The organism is Azovibrio restrictus DSM 23866 (assembly GCF_000429665.1).
GTDB classification, from domain to species: Bacteria; Pseudomonadota; Gammaproteobacteria; order Burkholderiales; family Rhodocyclaceae; genus Azovibrio; species Azovibrio restrictus.
This window is the reverse complement of the sequence record NZ_AUCH01000006.1, coordinates 164,901-185,336: the sequence shown is the minus strand read 5'-3', so window position 1 is coordinate 185,336 and position 20,436 is coordinate 164,901. Positions and strand designations below refer to the sequence as shown.

The following is a 20,436-nucleotide window of genomic DNA, read 5'->3' as shown; positions in this document are numbered from 1 at the left end:
TTTCCAAGGCCAACGTCATGATGCCCGTCCTGCCCAACCGCGCCAGCCTGTTCCTGCTCACCCTGCTGTGCTGGGGCTCGGCCCAGGCGGGCCAGACGGCCCCGGTGAGCCGGGTCGTGCTCTACCCGGGCAGCGCCCTGGTGGAGCGGGTGGCCCAGGTACGGGCCGGCCAGACCCAGCTGGAGATCGACGGATTGCCGGCCAGCTTCGACGTGGATAGCGTCCAGATCGAGGCCGATGCGGGCATCGAGATCGGCGAGCAGGCCTGGCGGGACCGGGCCCGCAGCGCCCCCCTCAACGCCGAGGAGGCGCGCCTGGAAAAGCTGGTGCGCGGCCTGGAAGAAAACCTGAACAGCCTGGACGTGGAACGCAAGGCCGCCGCCCGGGCCCTGAAATATCTGGACGCCCTGGCCACCCCCAATGACAACATCCATAGCGGCAATCCGGCCCGCACCCTGGAGACCATCCGCCAGGGCAGCCTCCAGTCCCAGCGCCGCATCCTCGACATCGACAACCGCAAGATCGATCTGACACGGGAGCTGGAAGCCCGGCGCCAGGACCTGGAACGGGTGCGCCCCGGGGTGAATTCCGTACGCCAGTTGCAGCTGCGCCTCCAGGCCCACCAGGATGGCCGCCTGCGCATCCGCTACCTGTTCGCCGACGCGGGCTGGCGCCCCGCCTACCGGGCCATGCTGGACAGCGACCGCAAGCGGGTGGAGCTGGAGCGCATGGCCCAGATCGCCCAGCGCAGCGGCGAGGACTGGAGCCAGGTCAGCCTGACCCTGTCCACCGGCCAGCCGCGCCAGCAGGTCGCCGGCCCTCTGCCCTACACCTGGGAACTGTCCCTGGAGGCAGAGAAACCGGAGGCGGACGAACTACTGGAGCGCGCCGAGCCCATGGCCGCCGCCGCGAAGCTGGCCCGGCCGGCAGTCCCCGCCCGGGAGAGAGAGCCCCTGTTCCAGGTGGCCGTGAACCAGAGCGAATTCGCCACTGAATACGTGATTCCCGGCAAGCTCAGCCTGCCTGCCGACGGGGGCAAGATCAACGTCTCCCTGGGACGGCTGCAGCTGCCCGTGGAACTGCAGGCCCGGATCGCGCCGCGCCAGGAGAAAGCCGCCTACCTGATCGCCCAGGGCGAGCTGCCCGAGGGGGTCTGGCCGGCCGGGGAAATGCAGTTCTACCGGGACGGCGCCTACGTGGGCCGCGACACCTGGGACCCGGCCGAGGACACGGAGCTGGAACTCTCCTTCGGGCGCGACGAGCGCATCAAGGTGGCGACCCGCCAGCTGGCCGCCGACCAGGCCAGCGCCGGCTTCGTCGGGCAGCAGACGGAACGGCGCATCGCCGACCTGTTCACCATCACCAACCAGCACCGCCGGCCCATGGACATCCTCGTCCTCGACGCCAGCCCGGTGGCCCGGGACAGCGAGATACAGGTAGAAGCCCGGTTCAAGCCGCCGGTCAGCCAGCAGGACTGGCAGGGCCGCCAGGGGGTGGTGGCCTGGGAACAGGAGCTGAAAGCCGGCGCCGCCCAGGAATTTTCCGCCGACTACCGGGTCCGCTGGCCCCGGGAGCAGGAAATCCTGGGTTTGGACTGAGGCCAAGCCCCTCCATCCGGCCCCAACCTACCGGGGCCGCCCCTTTCCCCACCGGAGATCTACCATGCAAACCTCCCCTCGCCCCAGCTTCCGCGGCCTGACCGCCCTTCTGCTGGCCGCCTTCGCCCAGACCGGGTTGGCCATGGATGAGGCACCGCAGCCCCCCGGGCAGCTGGTGTCCGGCAACACCCTGCTGGTCAAGAACTGGTTCGGCCCCACCCTGATCCAGTTCCATGCGGACCAGCACTTCCAGCAACTGGCCCCCAACGGCCGGAGCAGCGCCGGCAGCTGGCGCGCCACCGAAGACAGCGTCTGCCTGACCGTGACCACCCTGCCCCCGGGCCGTGAGCCCCGGGAATATTGCCTGGAGCTCCAGGGCCGGGCCCTGGGCAGCGCCTGGGAGGGCCCCACCGACCCCCGCAACGGCCCGATCTCCTACCAGCTTCTGCAAGGTCATCCCGACTTCACGCAGTTGCAGTAGCCCCAGGCCGGCCCGGCCGGGAGGATTGCTGCACCGCCTTCCCCGGCCGGGGCCGCTGATACCAAACCGCTAAAAAGCGCCGGCAACCCCGGTGCTAGAATCCGCCCTTTGCCCGGCTGCACCCATGGACCCCATCCTGCTCCTGAAAGCCCTGATCCTCGGCATCGTCGAGGGGCTGACCGAATTCCTGCCGATTTCCTCCACCGGCCACCTGATCATCGTCGGCAGCCTGCTGGACTACACGGACGAGCAGAGCAAGGTGTTCAAGATCGTCATCCAGCTGGGCGCCATCCTGGCCGTGTGCTGGCATTTCCGGGAGCGCATCGGCCAGGCCCTGGGCGGGCTGGCCTCGGACCCGGTGCAGCAACGCTTCGCCAGCCTGCTGCTGGTGGGCTTCCTGCCCGCCGCCGTGCTCGGGGTGCTGTTCCACAGCACCATCAAGACCTATCTGTTCAACCCCGTCACCGTGGCCCTGGCCCTGATCGGCGGCGGCCTCCTGATCCTCTACATCGAGAAGCGGGCCTACCATCCCCGGGTCCAGGCCGTGGATGACATGGGCTGGAAAGATGCCCTGAAGGTGGGCTTCGCCCAGTCCATCGCCATGTTCCCCGGGGTTTCCCGCTCCGGCGCCACCATCATGGGGGGGCTGATGTTCGGCCTGTCCCGCAAGGCGGCCACCGAGTTTTCCTTCTTCCTGGCCATTCCCACCATGTTCGCCGCCACCGTCTACGACGTGGCCAAGAACTGGCAGCTGCTGCGCCTGGAGGACCTGCCGGTCTTCAGCGTCGGCTTCGTGGCCTCCTTCGTGGCCGCCATGCTCACGGTCAAGGCCCTGCTGCGCTTCATCTCCAACCATACCTTCATCGGCTTCGCCTGGTACCGCATCGTGTTCGGCTGCGTGGTGCTGCTCACAGCCTGGACGGGAGCGGTGCAATGGCAGGCGGGCTGATCCTCTATCTGCACGGCTTCCGCTCCTCGCCCCGCTCCTGGAAGGTGCGGGAGCTGCAGGCGGCCATGGAAGCCCGGGGCCAGGGGGCGCAGCTGCTGGCCCCGGCCCTGCCCTGGGAGCCGGCAGCGGCCATCGCCATGCTGGAAACCCTGCTGCGGGACTGCCGGGCCCCTGTCACCCTGGCGGGCTCTTCCCTGGGAGGCTACTACGCTACCTGGCTGGCGGAGCGTTTCGACCTGCGCGCCGTGTTGATCAACCCGGCGGTGCTGAGCCGCATCGACCTGAACCTGTTCCTGGGCCCCCAGACCAGCCTGCACGACGACAGCAGCTTCGTGTTCACCGCAGCCCATGGCGCCCAGCTGCGGGCCCTGGACGTGCCCCACCCGGACCCGGCCCGCTACCTGCTGCTGCTGGAAGAGGGCGACCCAGTGCTCGACTTCCGGGACGCCCGGGAGCGTTATGCCGGCTGCAAGCAGGTGATTCTTCCCGGCGGCGACCACAGCTTCACCCAGTTTCCCCGTTTCATTCCCCAAATCCTTGAATTTGCCGGTTTATAATTCCCCGATGCACGTACTATTTGAAGAAGACGGCGGCTTCAAGGCCGGCACCATCCTGACGGACAACGACACGTCCCTGCAGGTGGAAATGCCCTCGGGAAAACGCAGCAAGATCAAGGCAGCCCAGGTGCTGCTGCGCTTTGCCGCCCCTGCCCCCAGCCAGATCCTGGAGCAGGCCGAAGCCCTGAGCGCCGACATGGAAGCGGAATTCCTCTGGGAGGTGGCGGGTGACGCCGAATTTCTATTTCTTGATCTGGCCCGAGACTACTTCGGCCACGAGCCCACGGCGCCGGAAGCGGTATCGCTGCTGCTCGCCCTGCACGCAGCTCCCGTCTACTTCCATCGCAAGGGCAAAGGGCGGTTCCGCAAAGCCCCTGCCGACATTCTCCAGGCAGCTCTGGCCGCTCTTGAAAAAAAGCGTCAGCAGGCCCTCGCCATCGAAGCCTGGGTCCAGGCGCTGAAGGAAGGCCGCCTGCCCCCGGAACTGGCACCCTACGCCGACAGCCTGCTCGGCAAGCCGGACCGGAACCGGCCCGAGATCAAGGCCTTCGAGGCCGCCTGCGAAGCCCTGGGCTGCAGCACTCCCGAGCTGCTGCTCCAGGTGGGGGCGTTGAAATCCCCCTACGAGGTGCATTTCCGCCGCTTCCTCCTGGACCAGTTTCCCAAGGGCACCGGCTTCCCCGCCGTGGACACCCCGCCCTGGCCCACCGACCTGCCCCGGGCCGAGGTGCGCGCCTTCTCCATTGATGACGCCCACACCACCGAGGTGGACGACGCCCTCTCGGTCACCCGCCTGCCCGGCATGGGCTGGCGCATCGGCATCCACATCGCCGCCCCCGGCCTGGCCATCGCCCAGGGCGGCCCCCTGGACGCCATCGCCCGGGCGCGGCTGTCCACCGTGTACATGCCCGGCCACAAGATCACCATGCTGCCGGACGCCGTGGTGGGCGCTTACACCCTGGAAGGGGGGCGGGACTGCCCGGCCCTGTCCCTGTACCTGACGGTGGACGACAACCTGGAAATCCAGGACCAGGAATCCCGGGCCGAGTTGGTGCACATCGCCGCCAACCTGCGCCACCACCAGGTGGAGCCCTGGTTCAACGCCGAGACCGTGGACGGCCCCCTGCCCGACGAGCCCTTCAAGGACGAGCTGCACCTGCTCTGGCGCTTCGCCAACGCCTGCGAAGGCCGGCGCGGCAAGCCTTCGGCCACCCAGGGCATCAACGACTACAACTTCGCCATCCACGGGGACCTGGCCGATCCAGAAAACTGCCGGGTGGAAATCAGCGAAAGAAAGCGGGGCAGCCCCCTGGACAAGCTGGTGGCGGAACTGATGATCGTCGCCAACTCCACCTGGGGCGGCCTGCTGGCCGAGCACAACATCGCCTGCCTGTACCGGGCCCAGACCGGCGGCAAGGCGCGCATGACCACCCAGCCCCAGCCCCACGAGGGCCTGGGGGTGCCCCAGTACGCCTGGATGACTTCCCCCTTGCGGCGCTACTGCGACCTGGTCAACCAGTGGCAGCTGGCCGCCTGCCTGACGGGCCAGACGCCCCCCTTCGCCCAGCGCTCGGCGGAACTGTTCGCCGCCATGCGCGATTTCGAGCTCACCTACGCCGCCTACGGAGAATTCCAGCGCAACCTGGAACGCTACTGGTGCCTGCGCTGGCTGCAGCAGGAACAGGTGCAGCAGATCGGCGCCACCGTGCGCCGGGAGGAGCTGGTCAAGTTCGACCACCTGCCCCTGCTCAGCCGCATTCCCGGCCTCCCCGAACTGGCCCCGGGCCGGCGCGTGGTGTTGGGGGTGGATGGCCTCGACTTCCTCGGCCTGGAAGTGCGCTGCCACCTGCTGGAGGTGCTGCCCGAGCTGGCCGATGAACCCGCCCCCGACGAGGCCGACGACCTTGCCGGAGAAGCCCAGGACTGACCCATGTCGAAGCGGACCGCCTTCCTCCCCCAGTTTTCCACCTTCAGCCTGGCCCTGACCGCCTCCTTCCTGCTGCACGGGATGGCCCTGTCCCTGCACTTCACCTTCCCCGAAGCCTCGAAGAAGCTCCAGGACAAGGCCCTGGACGTGATCCTGGTCAACAGCCGCAGCGCCAGCAAGCCCCGGGAAGCCCAGGCCCTGGCCCAGGCCAATCTGGACGGGGGCGGCAACACGGACCAGGAGCGGCGCACCGCCACCCCCCTGCCGCCCACCCAGCAGTCCCAGACCGGGGACCAGCTGGAGCACATGCAGCGCCGGGTCCAGGAACTGGAAACCCGGCAGCGGGAACTGCTGGCCCAGGCCAGCCAGGCCCGGACCAAGCCCCAGGACAAGGCCATGGAGCCGGTGCCCCAGCCGCCCACGCCGGTCAACGGCCTGGACCTGGCCGAGGCCGCCCGGGCCATGGCCCGCCTGGAAGGCGAGATCGCCAAGAACACCGAGGAATACAACAAGCGGCCGCGCAAGAAGTTCGTGGGTGCCCGCACCCAGGAATACCGCTTTGCCCAGTACATCGAGGACTGGCGCCAGAAGGTGGAGCGGGTGGGCACCCTCAACTATCCCGAGGCCGCCCGGGGCAAGCTCTACGGTAGCCTGACCCTGACCGTGACCCTGGGCCGGGACGGGGAGGTGCTGACCATCAGCATCGACCGCTCCTCGGGGCACCAGATCCTGGATGACGCGGCCCGCCGCATCGTCCAGATGGCCGGCCCCTACGCCCCCTTCCCCCCGGCCATCAGCCGGGACACGGACCAGCTGGTGATCACCCGGGCCTGGACCTTCACCCGCAGCGACAGCATCGAGACCAAGTAAAGCAGTCGAGCGTAGAGGGTGATGAGTCGAGGAGCCCCCCACTCACCACTCACCACTCACCACTCACCACTCACCACTCACCACTCACCCCATGACTGCACGCTACGCCGTGTTCGGCAATCCCATTGCCCATTCCAAAAGCCCCCGCATCCACGCCGCCTTTGCCGCCCAGACCGGCCAGGACCTCCACTACGAGGCCCGGCTCGCGCCCCTGGACGGCTTTGCCGCCGCCGTGCGCCAGTTCATGGCCGAGGGAGGCCAGGGTGCCAACGTCACCGTGCCCTTCAAGGAAGAAGCCTTCCGCCTCTGCGACGCGCTCAGCCCCCGGGCCCGGGCGGCCGGGGCGGTCAATACCCTGAGCCTGGCGGACGGCCGCATCTGCGGTGACAACACCGATGGGGCCGGCCTGGTGCAGGACCTGGAAGCCAACCTGGGCTGCCCCCTGGCAGGCCGCCGCATCCTGCTGCTGGGGGCTGGCGGCGCCGCCCGGGGCGCCATCCTGCCCCTGCTGGAGCGCCGCCCCGCCAGCCTCCAGATCGCCAACCGCAGTCCCGCAAAAGCCCAGGCCCTGGCCGCAGAATTCAGCGCCGGTGCCGATCTCCCCGTGGGCGGCGGCAGCTTCGAAGCACTGGCCGGGCGCCAGTTCGACCTGCTCATCAACGCCACCTCCGCCAGCCTGGGCGGCGCCGCCCTGCCCCTGCCGGCGGGCCTGTTCGCCCCGGGCAGCCTGGCCTACGACATGATGTACGGCCAGGGAGACACCCCCTTCCTGGCCCAGGCCCGGGCAGCCGGCGCCGCCCGCCTGGCGGACGGACTGGGGATGCTGGTGGAACAGGCGGCCGAAGCCTTCCAGGTCTGGCGCGGCCAGCGCCCCGAAACCGGGGCCCTGCTGGCCCGGCTGCGCGCCGAGCTGCAGGGCTGAACCCCATGGGACGCCTGCTGGCCCGCTGCCTGGGCTGGATCAAGTGGAGCCTGCTGGTCCTGCTCGGCATGCTGCTGCTCACCCAGCTCTGGCTGCTGGGCTGGGTGCTGTGGTGGAAATGGGTGCCGCCCCAGCAAACCCACTTCATGAGCCTGCGCCTGGACGAGCTGCGCCAGAAGACCCCGGAGGCGGAGCTGAAGTACCAGTGGGTCCCCTACGCCCAGATTTCCCCCCACTTGAAGCGGGCCATCATCGCCGCCGAGGATGCCAACTTCGTGGACCACGAGGGTTTCGACTGGGAGGGCATCCAGAAGGCCATGGAAAAGAACCAAAAGAAGGGCCGCTTCGTGGCCGGCGGCTCCACCATTTCCCAGCAGCTCGCCAAGAACCTCTTCCTCAGCCCCACCAAGTCCATGGTGCGCAAGGGCCAGGAGGCGGTGATCACCCTGATGATCGAATCCCTGTGGGACAAGGAGCGCATCTTCGAGGTGTATCTGAACGTGATCGAGTGGGGTAACGGGGTGTTCGGCGCCGAAGCCGCCGCCCACCACTACTACAGCGCCAGCGCCGCCCGGCTGACGCCTTCCCAGGCCGCCAAACTGGCGGCCATGGTGCCCAATCCGCGCTTTTACGACCGCAACCGCAACGCCCCCGGCCTGGCCCGCAAGACCGCCATCATCCTGGCCCGCATGCCCGCCGCCCAGCTCCCCTGAGGCGGTGCGAAAGCGCCCCGGGGCGGCGCCGCTTCAATGCTAAAATGCGCCCACCTTTGCGGCACCGCACCATGACCGACGATACCCAGCTCCCCGACACGGATGACCTGCAGGACCGCCTCCATGAGGTGGAGGCCCTGCTCGCCCGGCACAAGCTGGTGGAAGACCTGGTGCATCGCCAGGACATGCCCCGCCATGACCTGGTGGAGGAGCTGGTCCACAAGCAGAACCTGAACGAGCTCCGGCACAAGCTGGACAAGATGCACCCGGCAGACGTGGCCTACATCCTCGAGGCCCTGCCTCTGGAAGAGCGTCTGCTGGTCTGGGACCTGGTCAAGGCGGAGCGGGACGGGGAAATCCTGCTGGAAGTCTCCGACGCGGTCCGGGAAACCCTGATCGAGTCCATGGAGCGCCACGAACTGGTGGCCGCCGCCGAATCCCTGGACACGGACGACCTGGCCGACCTGGTCCCCGACCTGCCCCAGGAAGTGGTGGAGGACGTGTTCCAGGCCCTGCCCACGGAAGAGCGGGAACAGCTGCGGGCCGCCATTTCCTACCCGGAGGACACGGTCGGGGCCCTGATGGACTTCGACATGGTCACCGTCCGGGAGGACGTGAGCCTGGAAGTGGTGCTGCGCTACCTGCGCCGCTTCGAGGAATTGCCGGACCATACGGACAAGATCTTCGTGGTGGACCGGGACGAGCACCTGATCGGCGTCCTGACCCTGGAAGCCCTGCTCATCAACGACCCGGAAATGAACGTTCTGGACGTGATGCGCAAGGACATCGTCCGTTTCCACCCGGAAGACGAGGCCGAAGAAGCCGCCCAGGCCTTCGAGCGTTACGACCTGGTGTCCGCCCCCGTGGTGGACACCCTGAACCGGGTGGTGGGCCGCCTCACCCTGGTGGCGGTGGTGGACTTCATCCGGGAAGAATCGGAAGCCGAACAACTGGCCCACGCCGGTCTGAAGGAAGAGGAAGACATCTTCGCCTCGGTGTGGGACTCGGTGAAGAACCGCTGGTCCTGGCTGGCGGTGAACCTGGTCACCGCCTTCATCGCCTCCCGGGTCATCGGCGCCTTCGAGGGCTCCATCGAGAAGCTGGTGGCCCTGGCCGCCCTGATGCCCATCGTCGCCGGCATCGGCGGCAACTCGGGCAACCAGACCATCACCATGATCGTGCGCGCCATCGCCATGGGCCAGGTGAAGCCCGACGCCACCCGCCGGCTGCTCAAGAAGGAGCTCGGCGTGGCCCTGATCAACGGCCTGCTCTGGGGCGGCCTGCTGGGCTTCCTGGCCTGGTGGCTGTACGACAGCGCCTCCCTGGGGGCGGTGATGACCGCCGCCATGACCCTGAACCTGCTGCTCGCCGCCTTCGCCGGCGTCGGCGTCCCCATGCTGCGCCAGCGCCTGGGGGCAGACCCGGCCATCGGCGGCTCGGTGATGATCACGGCCCTGACCGACTCCGGCGGCTTCTTCATCTTCCTGGGCCTCGCCACCCTGTTCCTGCTGTGACGCCCAGCTTATCGCCAGACGCTGGAACTCCAGCCTCCCGTTTCCTCGTCACCGGCGCCAGCGGTTTTATCGGCCAGCACCTCTGCCGGCATCTCCTGGAGGCCGGCCACAGGGTCCGGGCGGTGGTCTCCTCCCGGGAACGGGGTGAACACCTGCGCCAAGTCCTGCAGGCGCCACCGGGGCTGGAGCTCACGCATATGGAGCATTCCTGCACCGACCCTGCGCCATGGCTGAACGCCTGTACCCAGGTGCAAGCGGTGATCCATCTGGCGGGCCGCGCCCATCAAGCGGACAAAAATCTGCCGAATGCCCTGCAAACCTATCGCCGTGCCAATGTGGAGCCTACCCGGGCCTTGGCCTGTGCCGCCCGGCAGGCGGGAGTGAACCGGCTACTCTTCCTGAGCTCTGTGGCGGTGTACGGCTGCAATTCCACCGCCGCGCCCTTTACCGAGAACTCCCCCACCAAGCCCGTGGACCCCTATGCCATTTCCAAGCTGGAAGCAGAGCGCCTGCTGCTGCAGGAGATGGAGATCAGCCCCATGGAAGTCTGCATCGTCCGCCCCCCCCTGGTACATGGCCCCGGGGTAAAGGGCAACATGCTCACCCTCCTGAACCTGGTCTGCCGGGGCCTGCCTCTACCCTTGGGAGCCATTCGCAATCGGCGCAGCCTGGTGGGTATCGGCAACCTCAGCACCTTTCTGACCCATGCGGCCGGGCATCCCCAGGCCACCGGAAAGATCCTGCTGGTAGCCGACGCCCAGGAGGTATCCACACCGGAGCTGATTGCGACCATTGCCCGGGAGCTGGGGCAAAAACCCCGGCTGCTGCACCTGCCTCCGGGGCTGCTCCGGAGCGTCAGCACACTGCTTGGCAAACGAGAGGCCTACAACAAGGTGGGCGGCGACTTCCGCATAGATCCCAGCCTCTCCTACCGGCAACTGGACTGGCACCCCCCGGAAGACCTGAGTACGGGAATCGCCGCCATGTGCGCCTGGTACAAAGAGAACCGAGGAAGACAAGCAACGTGAAACGGCTTTTCGATCTGAGCCTCAGCCTGCTGCTGTTGATCCTGCTGGCCCTGCCCTTGCTGCTGCTGGCCCTGCTGGTGAAACTGACCTCTCCCGGCCCGGCCCTGTACTGGTCAGACCGGGTCGGACGCCATAACCAGCTGTTTTCCATGCCCAAGTTCCGCAGCATGCGCACGGACACCCCCGCTGTCGCCACCCACCTGCTGGCCAGGCCGGACAGCTATCTGACCCCCATCGGCTCCTTCCTGCGCCGCTCCAGCCTGGACGAACTGCCCCAGCTCTGGAGCATCCTCCTGGGCCACATGAGCTTCGTCGGCCCCCGCCCCGCCCTGTTCAACCAGAGCGACCTGATCGCGCAACGTACGGCCCTGGGTGTCGATGCCCTGCTCCCTGGACTGACCGGCTGGGCCCAGATCAATGGCCGGGATGAACTCCCCATCCCGGAGAAGGTACGCCTGGATGCCGAATACCTGGCCCGGCGCAGCATGAGCTTCGACCTGCAGATACTCTGGCTGACCTTCAGCAAGGTGCTGCGACGGGATGGCATCAGCCACTGAGCTATCCCTGATGGATCGTATCCCGGCCCACAGTTGCCCGTAGCCAATCCCACCGCGTCCCCCACCTTCGCTGCTTGAGCCCATAGGGTCCGGCAGGCTGCTAGAATCCCGTCCTGTGATGCCCTCGTCAAGACCTCCCTTTTTTTTCCAGCGCTATCTGCCCAGCGTCCTGCGCTTCATCGCTTTCTGCCATGATCTATGTGCCCTGGCCCTGTGCTGGATGCTGGCCTACTGGCTGCGCTTCAACCTGACCCTGCCCTGGGAATACGTCCGGACCTGGACCCTGCTGCTGCCGCTGCTGGTGGCCGTGCATGCCCCCATTTACTGGGCCTGCGGCCTGTACCGGGGCATCTGGCGCTATGCCAGCCTCAAGGATCTGCAACGCATCATCAATGCCGTGGCCCTGAGCGCCCTGGTCATGGCCGTACTGGTGTTCATGCTGGGCATTCCCAACGTCCCCCGCTCCGCCTTGCTGTTGCATCCCATCCTGCTGGTGCTGGTCATGGGCGGCAGCCGTTTCGTTTATCGCACCTGGAAGGACCGCCTGCTCTACGGGCACCTGGGCCTGAACGGAGAATGGGTGCTGATTCTGGGCGCCGGCGACGGGGGCGAGCGCTTGGTCCGGGAGCTGCAACGCTCGCCCGACTGGCAGGTCGCCGCCCTGCTTGACGATGATCCGGCCAAGCATGGCCGGGAAGTACATGGGGTGAAGATTCGCGGCCCTATTGGGGATGTGGCCTATTGGGCCAACGAACTGGGGGTCAGCCACGTCATTGTCGCCATGCCCGGGGCCAGCAACAAGGTCCGCCGGCACGCCATGGAACTGGCCGTGCAGGCGGGTCTCCAGGTGCTCACCGTACCGGCCCTGGAGGATCTGCTCACTGGCCGGGTGGCATTGACCCAGCTGCGCCAGGTGGAGCTGGAGGACATCCTGGGACGGGAGCCCGTGGAACTGGACGAAGCCGGGCTGCATGACATGATCGATGCCCAGGTGATCATGGTTACCGGGGCGGGCGGCTCCATCGGCTCGGAACTGGCGCGCCAGATTGCCCGTTACCGACCCGGAAGGCTGGTGCTCTACGAACAGTCGGAATTTGCCCTCTATACCCTGGAGCAGGAATTCCGGCGCGATCTTCCAGATACGCCGATCTGCTGCGTCATCGGTGATGTCAAGGACACCCGGCGACTCGAGCAGACGTTTTCCGCCTACAAGCCCGCCCTGGTCTTCCACGCCGCCGCCTACAAGCACGTCCCCCTGATGGAAGACGACAATGCCTGGCAGGCGGTCTGCAACAACATCATCGGCACCCGGGAAGTGGCAAAGGCAGCCCAGCGCCACGGCACCAGAAAGATGGTGTTCATCTCCACCGACAAGGCGGTGAATCCCACCAACGTCATGGGCTGCACCAAGCGGCTGGCTGAAATGCTGTTGCAGCAGCTGGAAGGCCAGGGAGGCGCCACCCAGTTCATCGTGGTGCGCTTCGGCAACGTACTGGGCAGCAATGGTTCGGTGATTCCCACCTTCAGGGAGCAGATCCGCAGGGGCGGGCCGGTAACGGTGACCCATCCGGACATCATCCGCTACTTCATGCTCATTCCCGAAGCTGCCCAACTGGTGCTCCAGGCCGGCCTCATGGGCCATGGTGGCGAGATTTTCGTGCTCGACATGGGGGAGCCGGTGAAGATCATCGATCTGGCCCGGGACCTGATCCGCCTCTCCGGTTACAGCGAGGAGGAAATCCCCATCCGGATCACGGGCTTGCGCCCTGGCGAGAAACTGTTCGAGGAACTCCTGGCGGACGACGAGACCACGCTGCCCACCCCCCACCCCAAGCTTCGGGTGGCCAAGGCCCCCCCGCCTCCTGCAATAACCTGGGGTGAGGAACTGGAAACCTGGCTAGCTACGCCCCCTGCTGATACGGCAGCAATAAAAAAACAGCTGCAGCAGTTGCTGCCTGAATACCGGCCCGGAAACTAGCATCAGAACAGACATCCGGCGGGCCGGCGGTTTCCCTAGTGCCGGAGGTGGACGGGCGACGCTCCTCCCAAATCCCATTCAGAACGGCCCCCGACGACCACCTCGTACAGGCACGCCGGTCCAGCTGCGAGCCCGCTGTCAGGCCTGAGGGAAAGCCCGAGCAGATTCTGAGCCACGTACTTGCAGACTGAAATGCACCAGGGGCGCCAGCAGCAGGATCATGGGGGCCCACTGGACCGACTCGAAGGCGCCCCGGGTTACATAGAACCCTGCAAACGCAGCCAGACAGGCCAGGGCCATGCCCCGCTCCTCTTCCGTGGCGCCCCGGCGTGCCGCCTCCATGCCATAGAACAAGGCGACGGCAAACAGGAGCGAGAGCAGGATCAGCGCCGGGTAGCCGGCAGAGAAGCCAGCCTCCAGGTAGATGCTGTGGGGCCCCTTGGAACGCTTGAAGGACCAGCTTTCCTCCGTGGGAGCGCGCCGGTTGAACTCACGGTCGAAGATTTCCTTGCCAAAACCGAACCCCAGCAGGGGGCGCTCTTCCAGCATCTGCAGCGCAGGACCCCAAGTCCCTGTGGTACGCAAACTGGTGCTGAAGCCACTGGCCAACCTGTCCTTGACCAGAAAATCCGGCAACAGGAAGTAAGAGGCGATGGCGATCAGCAGACCTATGACGACGATCCCCGCTGCCCTGCGTCGCTGGCAGTCGTGCCCCAGCCACAGGATCATAATCGCGAACAGGGCGAGCCAAGCTCCCCGGGCCCCGGTGGCAAAAATCATCAGGGTCTCGGCCACAAACAGGAGATACCAGCCGCCAGCCACGGTGCCCCGACTCAGACGGGCCTGGAGCAAGGCAAAAGGGATAAACAGCACCAGGGGGTGCCCCCAGCCACGATGCAGTTTGATGTTGTCGAGCAATCCCGGATCGGTCCAGTATTCGCGCAGATACTGGGCTGCATTCAGCAACACCACGACCGCTCCAGCCCAGGCCAGCCCCAGGCAGAACAGCCGGCGCCGCTCCCTGTCTGCCAGCATGTAAAACAGGGGGGGGAGAAGCAACAGGTAGTCCTTGAAAATATTCACCACTGCCTCCCGGGTCAAGGTCGCCTCCACCGACCAGAGACAGCTGAGCGCAAACCAGGCGATCAAGCCCAGGGTCATGCCCATCAGGGGATGGCGCAAGCCCCCTAGGCACGCCCTCCAGCGCCCGCCGAAGAAACTGATCAGTACGGCCACCGCCAGCCCAGTCCGCTCCAGGGCTGTCACATGGGGCAGAAACAGGCAAAGGGCGTAGAGACAAAGCCCCATCACCAGCAACCTGTCCCCCAGTTGCGCCCGGGAATATTTGCAAAGAAACTGCTTCATGGGCCCTCCCGGGCAAGAATTTCCAGGAACAGCCGCTCCAGTTTTCCCACATTGGCTTCCGGGGCGAACTGGGCGCTGGCGTAGGTCCGGGCCTGTTCGCCCATCTGTCGGGCCAGGTCCGGCTGGTCGATCAGTTGCCGTACCTGGGCGGTGAAGGTGTCCATGTCGCCGCCGGCGTAGCGGCCCAGGCCTTCGGCGACCAGCAGGCCGCCCGGGTCGAAGGCCAGGCTGACCACGGTGCGGCCCTGGAGCCAGGCCTGGATGAAGTTGTTGCTGAAGCCTTCCGGGTGGCAGGTGTGCACCAGGAACAGGCTGCCGGCCAGGATGCCGTTCACCTCTTCCAGGCGCTTTTCCCCCAGGTAGTGGAAATTGGCGGGGCCAGCGGCCAGCAGAGGGCCGTAGGACTTGCTCTGCAATTGCCCCACCATGAGGAAATCCACCCCCGTGTCCTGGAGCCGGGCCGCCAGCTCCACGAATTTCTCCGGCTGCTTGCGGTCCTTGATGTTGGCCACCCACAGGCAGTAGGGCCGGGGCCAGCTGAAAGGCTCGGCGGCGGTGGTCATGGAGTTGGGGATGTGCAGCTGCAGGGGCACCGGAGCCAGTCCCAGGTTGTCCGGGTTGTTGCTCACCAGGGCGTCCACGTGGGCAAAGCCCCCGTGTTCCTTGTACAGGCGCCAGCCTTCCTTGAAGGCCCGGCGCAGGCTCTTGAATCCCGGGGGGCCCCAGGCCCGGGGCTGGAAGAAGAAACGGGTCACGTCGCGCACGTGGGAAACCGAGAACACCACGGGGATGCCGGCCCGGCGGATGCGGGCTACGGAGCGGGCGAAGCAGTGCTTGTTGAAGCGCCAGTAGAGGATGTCCGGCTTCAGCAGCAGCACCCGGTCGGCGATGGCATCGGCCCGGCGCGCCACCGGGTGCACCCCGTAGGGCATCTGGTAGTCCCGCCCGGACTGGCCGCCCACGGCCAGGTAATCCACCTGGTGGCCCCGGGCCACCAGACCTCGGGCGATGATGTCGCACTGGATCTCGCTGCCCCCGAGCATGTCGGCCGGGTGCTGGTTGACGATGGCCACCTTGAGATGCCGATGGCCCGTCATGGCTTGCCTCCCTGCTCGGTCAGTTGCCCCAGGTCGCGCCCGTAGTCGCGCCTGGCCTTGAGGACCTGCGCCAGCCACAAGCCCCGAAGGCCCGTACCGGCCAGCTCCCGCCACTGGGCGGCAAAGCCCTGGCCGGCGTGAAAGGAGGCCCGGGCCCAGAGGCGCATGGCCTTGCTGCGGGTCTTCTCCGGCAGGTCGAAACCCAGTTCCAGGAGTTCCCGGTTGCGAATGCGGAAGGCCTCCGGCGACAGGCGCAGCTTCTTCGCCACGCCCCCGAGGGTGATGCCCTGTTCCTGGTATTCCTTGTATTGCAGCGGGGTGTTCAGGTAGCGGGTCAGGTAGCGGGCGGCGATGCGGTTCCACACCAGGCTGGGCATGCAGTAGCGGCCCACGTGCTCGGGGAACGGGTACTGGCGGCGCACCTCGGTGCGGGTGGCCATGGCGATTTCCCCCGTGACCCCGTGCCGGTATTCCATGTCCACGCTGCTGCAGTCGCAAGGATCGGCGGGAAACAGCCGGGTCACCGGCTGGCCGCCCGGGTCCAGGAACAGGCCGGCGATGCCGGCGTAGCGCCCCCGCTCGGCGGCAGGGATGGATTCCCAGGCGGCGCGGATGGCGCCCAGGGCGCCCTCGGCCAGCCAGTCGTCGGAGTCGACGATGACGAACATCTGGCCCAGAGCCAGCTCCACCGCCCGGTTGGTGGCCATGTGCTTGCCCTGGTTTTCCTGGCGCACGTAGCGGACCGGGAACGGGGCCTCGGCCGCCCAGGCCTGGACCCGGGCTTCCGTGTCGTCACTGGAACCGTCGTCAATCACCAGCCACTCGAAATCCCGGTCGTCCTGGGCCAGCAGGCTCGTGTAGACCCGGGGCAGCAGGTGGCCCCGATTGTAGGTGGGGGTATAGAGGGTGAAGTATGGCGTCATGGTGGCGGTTTCCGGGTGGCGCAGTTTAGCGCCCTCCCCGGATCTGTTCCATGAAATCGAGCAGGCCCCGGGCCCGGGCGCCCCAGGTGTAGCGGGCGGCCAGCTGGCGCAGATTTTCCCCCTGGCGGCGCGCGGCATCCGGGTCGGCCGCCAGGCCGGCCAAGGCAGCGGCCAGGGATTCCGGGTCGCCGGGGGTGAACCAGGCGGCCTGGTCCGGGGCCAGCACTTCCCGGATCGAGGGCAGGTCCGCCGTCACCAGGGCGCAGCCCGCGCCCATGTATTCGAACAGTTTCAGGGGCGAGGTGAACTGGCTCACCCCCTCGGCCCGGTTGGGCAGCACGGCGATGCAGGCTTCCTGCAGGTGGGCCATGACCCGCTCCGGCGCCAGGCGGGGCAGCAGCAGCACCTCGGCGCCGCGGGGGTCGATGCGGGGCTTGAGGCGCTCGATCTCCCCGGCCTCGCCCCCAAGCAGGGTGAGGCGGTGGCCGGGCAGGCGGGCGGCGGCGGCCACCAGGTCGTCCACCCCCTTCCAGCCATAGAAACTGCCGGCATAGACCATGTGCCGGGCGCACTGGGCCCAGTCCTTTTCCGGTCCCGGAGGCGGCAGGTCCACGCCGCTGTGCAACACGGTGCGGGCCCGGGGCCGGGCATCCGGATAGGCGGCCTGGAGGGCGGCTTCCACGGCGCCGGAGATGAACACCACCCCGGCGGCCCCGGCCAGCACTGCGGCCTCCTGGGCCGCCAGGGCAGCCCGTTTGGATTCGGGGGCGGTGGCGGCGAACACCTCGTGGGCCTCGTAGACCAGGGGCAGATCGGGTCGGGCCTGGAGCAGCCGCTGGGCCAGCTTCAGGTGGCGGACGAACACCAGGTCGGGCCGCTCCCGGTCCAGGTGTTTGAGCAGTTGGGCGACGAAGCGGCCCACCGAGTGCCAGCGCTGCAGGGGGAAGGGCCAGTGCCGGGAGAGGGGCAGCAGGCGCAGGTTCGCCGGCAGGTCCCGCCCCAGGGGCGTCAGGGGATGGCCGTCCGGGGAGGGGCAGTGGGCCAGGCTCACCCGGGCCCCGGCCTGGCACAGGGCATGGACCATCCAGGCGGTCTGGATGCCCCGGGCCTTGGGCAGGGGCAGGGGTTCGGGAAAGGCGTAGAGGATATTCACGGCATCTGCTCCGCGTCGGCCACGGCGCTCAGGAAACGCTGGCGGAAGGCAGCCCAGCCGAAGCGGGCCTCCACCATGGCCCGGGCCTCCAGGCCCAGGCGGGCCGTGCCCTCTGGGTCCCGGTAGCAGGCTTCGATGGCGGCGGCCACCTGGTCCACATTGGCCCGGTCGTCCACGAACAGGGTACCGGCTGCATCCGGGGGCAAGCCCGCTTCCCGGGTGCACAGGTTGGGCACGCCGCTGGCGCCTGCCTCCAGCAGCACCTTGGCCAGCCCCTCGTTGCGGGACAGGAGCACGTGCAGGTGCACCTGGCGCAGCAGTTCTGGCAGATCCTTGCGGAAACCCAGGAAGCGCACGTTCGGGCCCGCCAGGGCCTGGAGGGCAGCTGCCTCGGCTGTCGGCAGGTGGCCGATCAGCCACAGTTCCGCCTCCGGCAGCTTGAGGCGCTGCCAGGCCTGGAGCAGCTCGTAACTGCCTTTGCGCTCTCCCAGCAGGCCGCAGCAGGCGACGATGAAGGGCCGCGCCGGCTTTGCCACCGGCGGGTGGAAACGCCGGGTGTCGGCGCCCCGGTAGATGGCCCGCACCTTCGCCGCCGCCACCCCCTGGTCGAGGAAGCTCTGGCGGGCGTTGTCGGAGGCCACCAGGATCAGGGTGGCCAGCTCGTATTCGGCCCGGTAGCGGCTGTGGGGAATGCGCGGCCAGCGGGTGAGCGGGGGGCCGCTGCCGCCCGTGTCCGCGTCCCGGTGGGAATTACCCACGTTGAGGATGCGCGGCACCCCGGCCCGGGCGGCGGCCTCGAAGGGATGCAGGGCGGTCTTGGACCAGGCCACCACCCCGGCATGGGGCGCCCGCTCGAAATGGCGGCGCCCGAGGCGGGAAAACCAGCGCTTGTTGAGGGCGTAGTAATCCTGGGAGGGCAGCCAGGAGAGGAGCTTGGTGGGTGGCAGGACTTGGCGGAAATTGCGGATGCCCGGCAGGTCGAGGCGGCCCCGGGCCACCAGGTCCACGGCCCGGCCGGCCTCCGAGAAGGCGCGCAGCTGCTGCTCGGTGACCAGGTCGATGCCGATGCCGGAGAACTTGCTGTCGGTGACGTAGAACCAGGGCTCAGCCATGGGCCAGCTCCAGCAGGGCTGCGGCGGCCTGGCGCACGGCGGCCACGGGGATGGCGTCCACCGGCGGCTTCTTCTCCGCCACGAAATCCGCGGCCCAGAGCCGGGGCGTGGTCGGGGTGGGCCAGTGCCAGTGGGCCGGGTTGGTGGGGCCGAACAGGGTCAGCACCGGCTTGCCGAAGGCAGCGGCCAGGTGGCTGGCGGAGCCATCGACGCAGAAGACGATACGGGCCCCGGCCAGTAGGGCCAGGTACTGGCGCAGGCTGGTGCGCCCGGCCAGGTTGATGGCCCGCTGCCCCAGACCGGCGGCCAGCTTGCCCGCCAGCTCCACTTCCCAGGGACTGGGGCCGCTGCTGATCACCCAGGGCAGCTCGCCCCCCAGGTCCTGCAGGGCTTCCACCCAGCGCTCCGGAGACCAGGTCTTGCGCTGCCAGGCGGAGGTGGGATGGATCAGCCCGTAGGCGGCGGGCAATCCCTGGGGCTGCCAGTCGGCGGGGGGCGGCAGCAGCCGGGGCGGCCGGAAATCCTCGGGGACGCCGCCGGCCATGACGTGGAACAGGGCGCCCCGGTAGGTGGCGCCGCCGGGCAGGATCTGCTTGTCCCGGAAGATCAGAGCCTGCCACCAGGGGGCCTCGTCCCGGGTCAGGATCAGCCGGCGCCGGGCGCCGAAGGCCTGGGCGGCGTAAAGCAGGGCCGCCGTCTTGGCTTCCAGGCAGAGCACTTCCCTGGCCCGGGGCCAGGTTTCCGGGGCCAGGTGCACCGGGCCGGGCATCAGGGCCAACAGGTCGGCAAAGCCGGGCCGGGTGGACAGGCCGACGCTACCCCGGCCGGCCAGCACTTCCAGGGCCGGCTGCAAGAGCAGCACGTCGCCCAGCTGCTTCCGGTAGATGACCAGGTGGTCGAAGACGGGCCGGCTCATTGCAGGGGAATGCCCCGGGCCCGGCACCAGGACTTGAAGTACTTGAGGAAGGTGTACAGGGCCGCGTAGGCGCCGGTCACCAGGCCCACGGCCCCGTCCCGCCAGCCGCCCTTGCGCAGGTACCACTTGAGGAAGGCGAAGGGGGGGCTGAAAAAGGCCCGCCCCAGGCTGGGCGGCACTTCCTGGAAGCGCACCAGGCGGCTGGTGTAGCCGTTCAGTTTGGCGAACACCTCGTGCAGGGAGAAGAAGGTGTCGTGCACCACGTGCCCGGGCAGGACGATGCGTTTCCTGGCCCCGGTGGCCTTGTCGTCCACGGGCACGTCGTTGAAGCGCACTTTCTGGCGGTTGAAGAGGCGCAGGGGAAAGTCCGGGGAGGAGACCGGGTAGATGCCGTGCACCTCCCGCCCCAGGACCCGCCAGTAGCGGCGGATCCGGTAGGCGGTGTCCGGGTCGCTCAACTGGGGCTTCAGGGCCCGGATGGCGGCCAGGGTCTCCGGGTCCAGGAACTCGTCGCTGTCCAGGCACAGCACCCAGTCGTGGCTGGCCTGGGCGATGGCGAAGTTCATCTGCTCCGCGTGGGTCTTGTAGGGCCGGTGGATGGGCGTCACCCCCTGCCCGGCCAGGTATTCCAGGGTGCCGTCGCTGCTGCCGGAATCCACCACCACCAGCTCGTCGGCGATCTCCAGCGCCGGCGTCAGGCAGGGGGCCAGGGTGCGCAGGGAGTTGTGGGTCAGGAGGCAGACGGTGAGTTGGGCCATGTCAGTAGGGGGGGGCGT

General features: G+C 67.9%; 19 protein-coding genes. 12 read left to right on the top strand and 7 right to left on the bottom strand.

From position 1 onward, the window contains the following. The first annotated feature begins 17 nt into the window (after positions 1-17). From G474_RS0108275 to G474_RS0108220, 12 genes are all read left to right on the top strand, one after another. On the top strand, positions 18-1,598 hold the full coding sequence (locus G474_RS0108275; RefSeq protein WP_026686563.1) for a DUF4139 domain-containing protein: 1,581 nt from the start codon (positions 18-20) through the stop codon (positions 1,596-1,598). Positions 1,599-1,662: 64 nt separating this feature from the next. Continuing rightward, positions 1,663-2,079 (top strand): hypothetical protein, encoded by a 417-nt coding sequence (locus tag G474_RS20115; RefSeq protein WP_051282129.1) that lies wholly within the window; start codon positions 1,663-1,665, stop codon positions 2,077-2,079. Between the two features lie 124 nt (positions 2,080-2,203). Beyond that, a complete protein-coding gene (locus G474_RS0108265) occupies positions 2,204-3,028 on the top strand; it encodes an undecaprenyl-diphosphate phosphatase (protein ID WP_026686562.1) in 825 nt (274 codons plus the stop codon). Continuing rightward, entirely contained in the window at positions 3,013-3,585 is a 573-nt protein-coding gene (locus G474_RS0108260) for a YqiA/YcfP family alpha/beta fold hydrolase (protein WP_051282127.1), read from the top strand. Before G474_RS0108265 ends, G474_RS0108260 begins: the two co-directional genes overlap by 16 nt. A 7-nt stretch (positions 3,586-3,592) precedes the next feature. Further along, positions 3,593-5,512 (top strand): ribonuclease catalytic domain-containing protein, encoded by a 1,920-nt coding sequence (locus tag G474_RS0108255; protein WP_026686560.1) that lies wholly within the window; start codon positions 3,593-3,595, stop codon positions 5,510-5,512. Between the two features lie 3 nt (positions 5,513-5,515). Beyond that, positions 5,516-6,382 carry a TonB family protein gene (locus tag G474_RS20110; RefSeq protein ID WP_051282126.1) on the top strand — a complete coding sequence of 289 codons (867 nt, stop codon included), beginning with the start codon at positions 5,516-5,518 and terminating at the stop codon, positions 6,380-6,382. 91 nt (positions 6,383-6,473) lie between these two features. Continuing rightward, the gene (gene aroE / locus G474_RS0108245) at positions 6,474-7,304 is read left to right on the top strand and encodes a shikimate dehydrogenase (protein WP_026686559.1); all 831 of its coding nucleotides are present in this window, start codon (positions 6,474-6,476) and stop codon (positions 7,302-7,304) included. Positions 7,305-7,309: 5 nt separating this feature from the next. Continuing rightward, positions 7,310-8,017: a monofunctional biosynthetic peptidoglycan transglycosylase gene (mtgA, locus tag G474_RS0108240; protein WP_156919198.1), complete on the top strand. Its 708-nt coding sequence runs from the start codon at positions 7,310-7,312 to the stop codon at positions 8,015-8,017. 71 nt (positions 8,018-8,088) lie between these two features. After that, entirely contained in the window at positions 8,089-9,531 is a 1,443-nt protein-coding gene (gene mgtE, locus G474_RS0108235) for a magnesium transporter (protein ID WP_026686557.1), read from the top strand. Next, positions 9,528-10,559 (top strand): NAD-dependent epimerase/dehydratase family protein, encoded by a 1,032-nt coding sequence (locus G474_RS0108230; RefSeq protein ID WP_084513655.1) that lies wholly within the window; start codon positions 9,528-9,530, stop codon positions 10,557-10,559. The genes mgtE and G474_RS0108230 overlap by 4 nt, the downstream gene beginning before the upstream one ends. After that, positions 10,556-11,116 (top strand): sugar transferase, encoded by a 561-nt coding sequence (locus G474_RS0108225; protein ID WP_026686555.1) that lies wholly within the window; start codon positions 10,556-10,558, stop codon positions 11,114-11,116. The genes G474_RS0108230 and G474_RS0108225 overlap by 4 nt, the downstream gene beginning before the upstream one ends. Before the next feature lie 118 nt (positions 11,117-11,234). Continuing rightward, entirely contained in the window at positions 11,235-13,094 is a 1,860-nt protein-coding gene (locus G474_RS0108220; protein ID WP_084513654.1) for a polysaccharide biosynthesis protein, read from the top strand. 138 nt (positions 13,095-13,232) lie between these two features. Here the strand turns inward: G474_RS0108220 and G474_RS0108215 are convergent, their stop codons facing one another. Genes G474_RS0108215 through G474_RS0108185 form a run of 7 tightly spaced genes read right to left on the bottom strand, consistent with a single transcriptional unit; the run spans position 13,233 to position 20,418 of the window. Next, positions 13,233-14,459: an O-antigen ligase family protein gene (locus G474_RS0108215; RefSeq protein ID WP_026686553.1), complete on the bottom strand. Its 1,227-nt coding sequence runs from the start codon at positions 14,457-14,459 to the stop codon at positions 13,233-13,235. After that, positions 14,456-15,556, bottom strand: a complete 1,101-nt coding sequence (locus G474_RS0108210; RefSeq protein WP_026686552.1) for a glycosyltransferase family 4 protein — start codon at positions 15,554-15,556, stop codon at positions 14,456-14,458. The genes G474_RS0108215 and G474_RS0108210 overlap by 4 nt, the downstream gene beginning before the upstream one ends. Continuing rightward, entirely contained in the window at positions 15,553-16,479 is a 927-nt protein-coding gene (locus tag G474_RS20105; protein ID WP_051282121.1) for a glycosyltransferase family 2 protein, read from the bottom strand. The genes G474_RS0108210 and G474_RS20105 overlap by 4 nt, the downstream gene beginning before the upstream one ends. Positions 16,480-16,504: 25 nt before the next feature. Beyond that, the gene (locus G474_RS0108200) at positions 16,505-17,632 is read right to left on the bottom strand and encodes a glycosyltransferase family 4 protein (protein ID WP_026686551.1); all 1,128 of its coding nucleotides are present in this window, start codon (positions 17,630-17,632) and stop codon (positions 16,505-16,507) included. Next, positions 17,629-18,744 (bottom strand): glycosyltransferase family 4 protein, encoded by a 1,116-nt coding sequence (locus tag G474_RS0108195; protein WP_026686550.1) that lies wholly within the window; start codon positions 18,742-18,744, stop codon positions 17,629-17,631. Before G474_RS0108195 ends, G474_RS0108200 begins: the two co-directional genes overlap by 4 nt. Next, entirely contained in the window at positions 18,737-19,660 is a 924-nt protein-coding gene (locus G474_RS22000) for a glycosyltransferase family 9 protein (protein ID WP_051282119.1), read from the bottom strand. Before G474_RS22000 ends, G474_RS0108195 begins: the two co-directional genes overlap by 8 nt. Further along, the gene (locus G474_RS0108185; RefSeq protein WP_026686549.1) at positions 19,657-20,418 is read right to left on the bottom strand and encodes a glycosyltransferase family 2 protein; all 762 of its coding nucleotides are present in this window, start codon (positions 20,416-20,418) and stop codon (positions 19,657-19,659) included. Before G474_RS0108185 ends, G474_RS22000 begins: the two co-directional genes overlap by 4 nt. Between the last annotated feature and the right edge of the window lie 18 nt (positions 20,419-20,436).

What these genes read in the sequence shown, in the direction of transcription:
- G474_RS0108275 (WP_026686563.1), top strand. Translation starts at nt 18, where the DNA reads ATGATGCCCGTCCTGCCCAACCGCGCCAGCCTGTTCCTGCTCACCCTG.
- G474_RS20115 (WP_051282129.1), top strand. Translation starts at nt 1,663, where the DNA reads ATGCAAACCTCCCCTCGCCCCAGCTTCCGCGGCCTGACCGCCCTTCTG.
- G474_RS0108265 (WP_026686562.1), top strand. Translation starts at nt 2,204, where the DNA reads ATGGACCCCATCCTGCTCCTGAAAGCCCTGATCCTCGGCATCGTCGAG.
- G474_RS0108260 (WP_051282127.1), top strand. Translation starts at nt 3,013, where the DNA reads ATGGCAGGCGGGCTGATCCTCTATCTGCACGGCTTCCGCTCCTCGCCC.
- G474_RS0108255 (WP_026686560.1), top strand. Translation starts at nt 3,593, where the DNA reads ATGCACGTACTATTTGAAGAAGACGGCGGCTTCAAGGCCGGCACCATC.
- G474_RS20110 (WP_051282126.1), top strand. Translation starts at nt 5,516, where the DNA reads ATGTCGAAGCGGACCGCCTTCCTCCCCCAGTTTTCCACCTTCAGCCTG.
- aroE (WP_026686559.1), top strand. Translation starts at nt 6,474, where the DNA reads ATGACTGCACGCTACGCCGTGTTCGGCAATCCCATTGCCCATTCCAAA.
- mtgA (WP_156919198.1), top strand. Translation starts at nt 7,310, where the DNA reads ATGGGACGCCTGCTGGCCCGCTGCCTGGGCTGGATCAAGTGGAGCCTG.
- mgtE (WP_026686557.1), top strand. Translation starts at nt 8,089, where the DNA reads ATGACCGACGATACCCAGCTCCCCGACACGGATGACCTGCAGGACCGC.
- G474_RS0108220 (WP_084513654.1), top strand. Translation starts at nt 11,235, where the DNA reads ATGCCCTCGTCAAGACCTCCCTTTTTTTTCCAGCGCTATCTGCCCAGC.
- G474_RS0108215 (WP_026686553.1), bottom strand. Translation starts at nt 14,459, where the DNA reads ATGAAGCAGTTTCTTTGCAAATATTCCCGGGCGCAACTGGGGGACAGG.
- G474_RS0108210 (WP_026686552.1), bottom strand. Translation starts at nt 15,556, where the DNA reads ATGACGGGCCATCGGCATCTCAAGGTGGCCATCGTCAACCAGCACCCG.
- G474_RS20105 (WP_051282121.1), bottom strand. Translation starts at nt 16,479, where the DNA reads ATGACGCCATACTTCACCCTCTATACCCCCACCTACAATCGGGGCCAC.
- G474_RS0108195 (WP_026686550.1), bottom strand. Translation starts at nt 18,744, where the DNA reads ATGGCTGAGCCCTGGTTCTACGTCACCGACAGCAAGTTCTCCGGCATC.
- G474_RS22000 (WP_051282119.1), bottom strand. Translation starts at nt 19,660, where the DNA reads ATGAGCCGGCCCGTCTTCGACCACCTGGTCATCTACCGGAAGCAGCTG.
- G474_RS0108185 (WP_026686549.1), bottom strand. Translation starts at nt 20,418, where the DNA reads ATGGCCCAACTCACCGTCTGCCTCCTGACCCACAACTCCCTGCGCACC.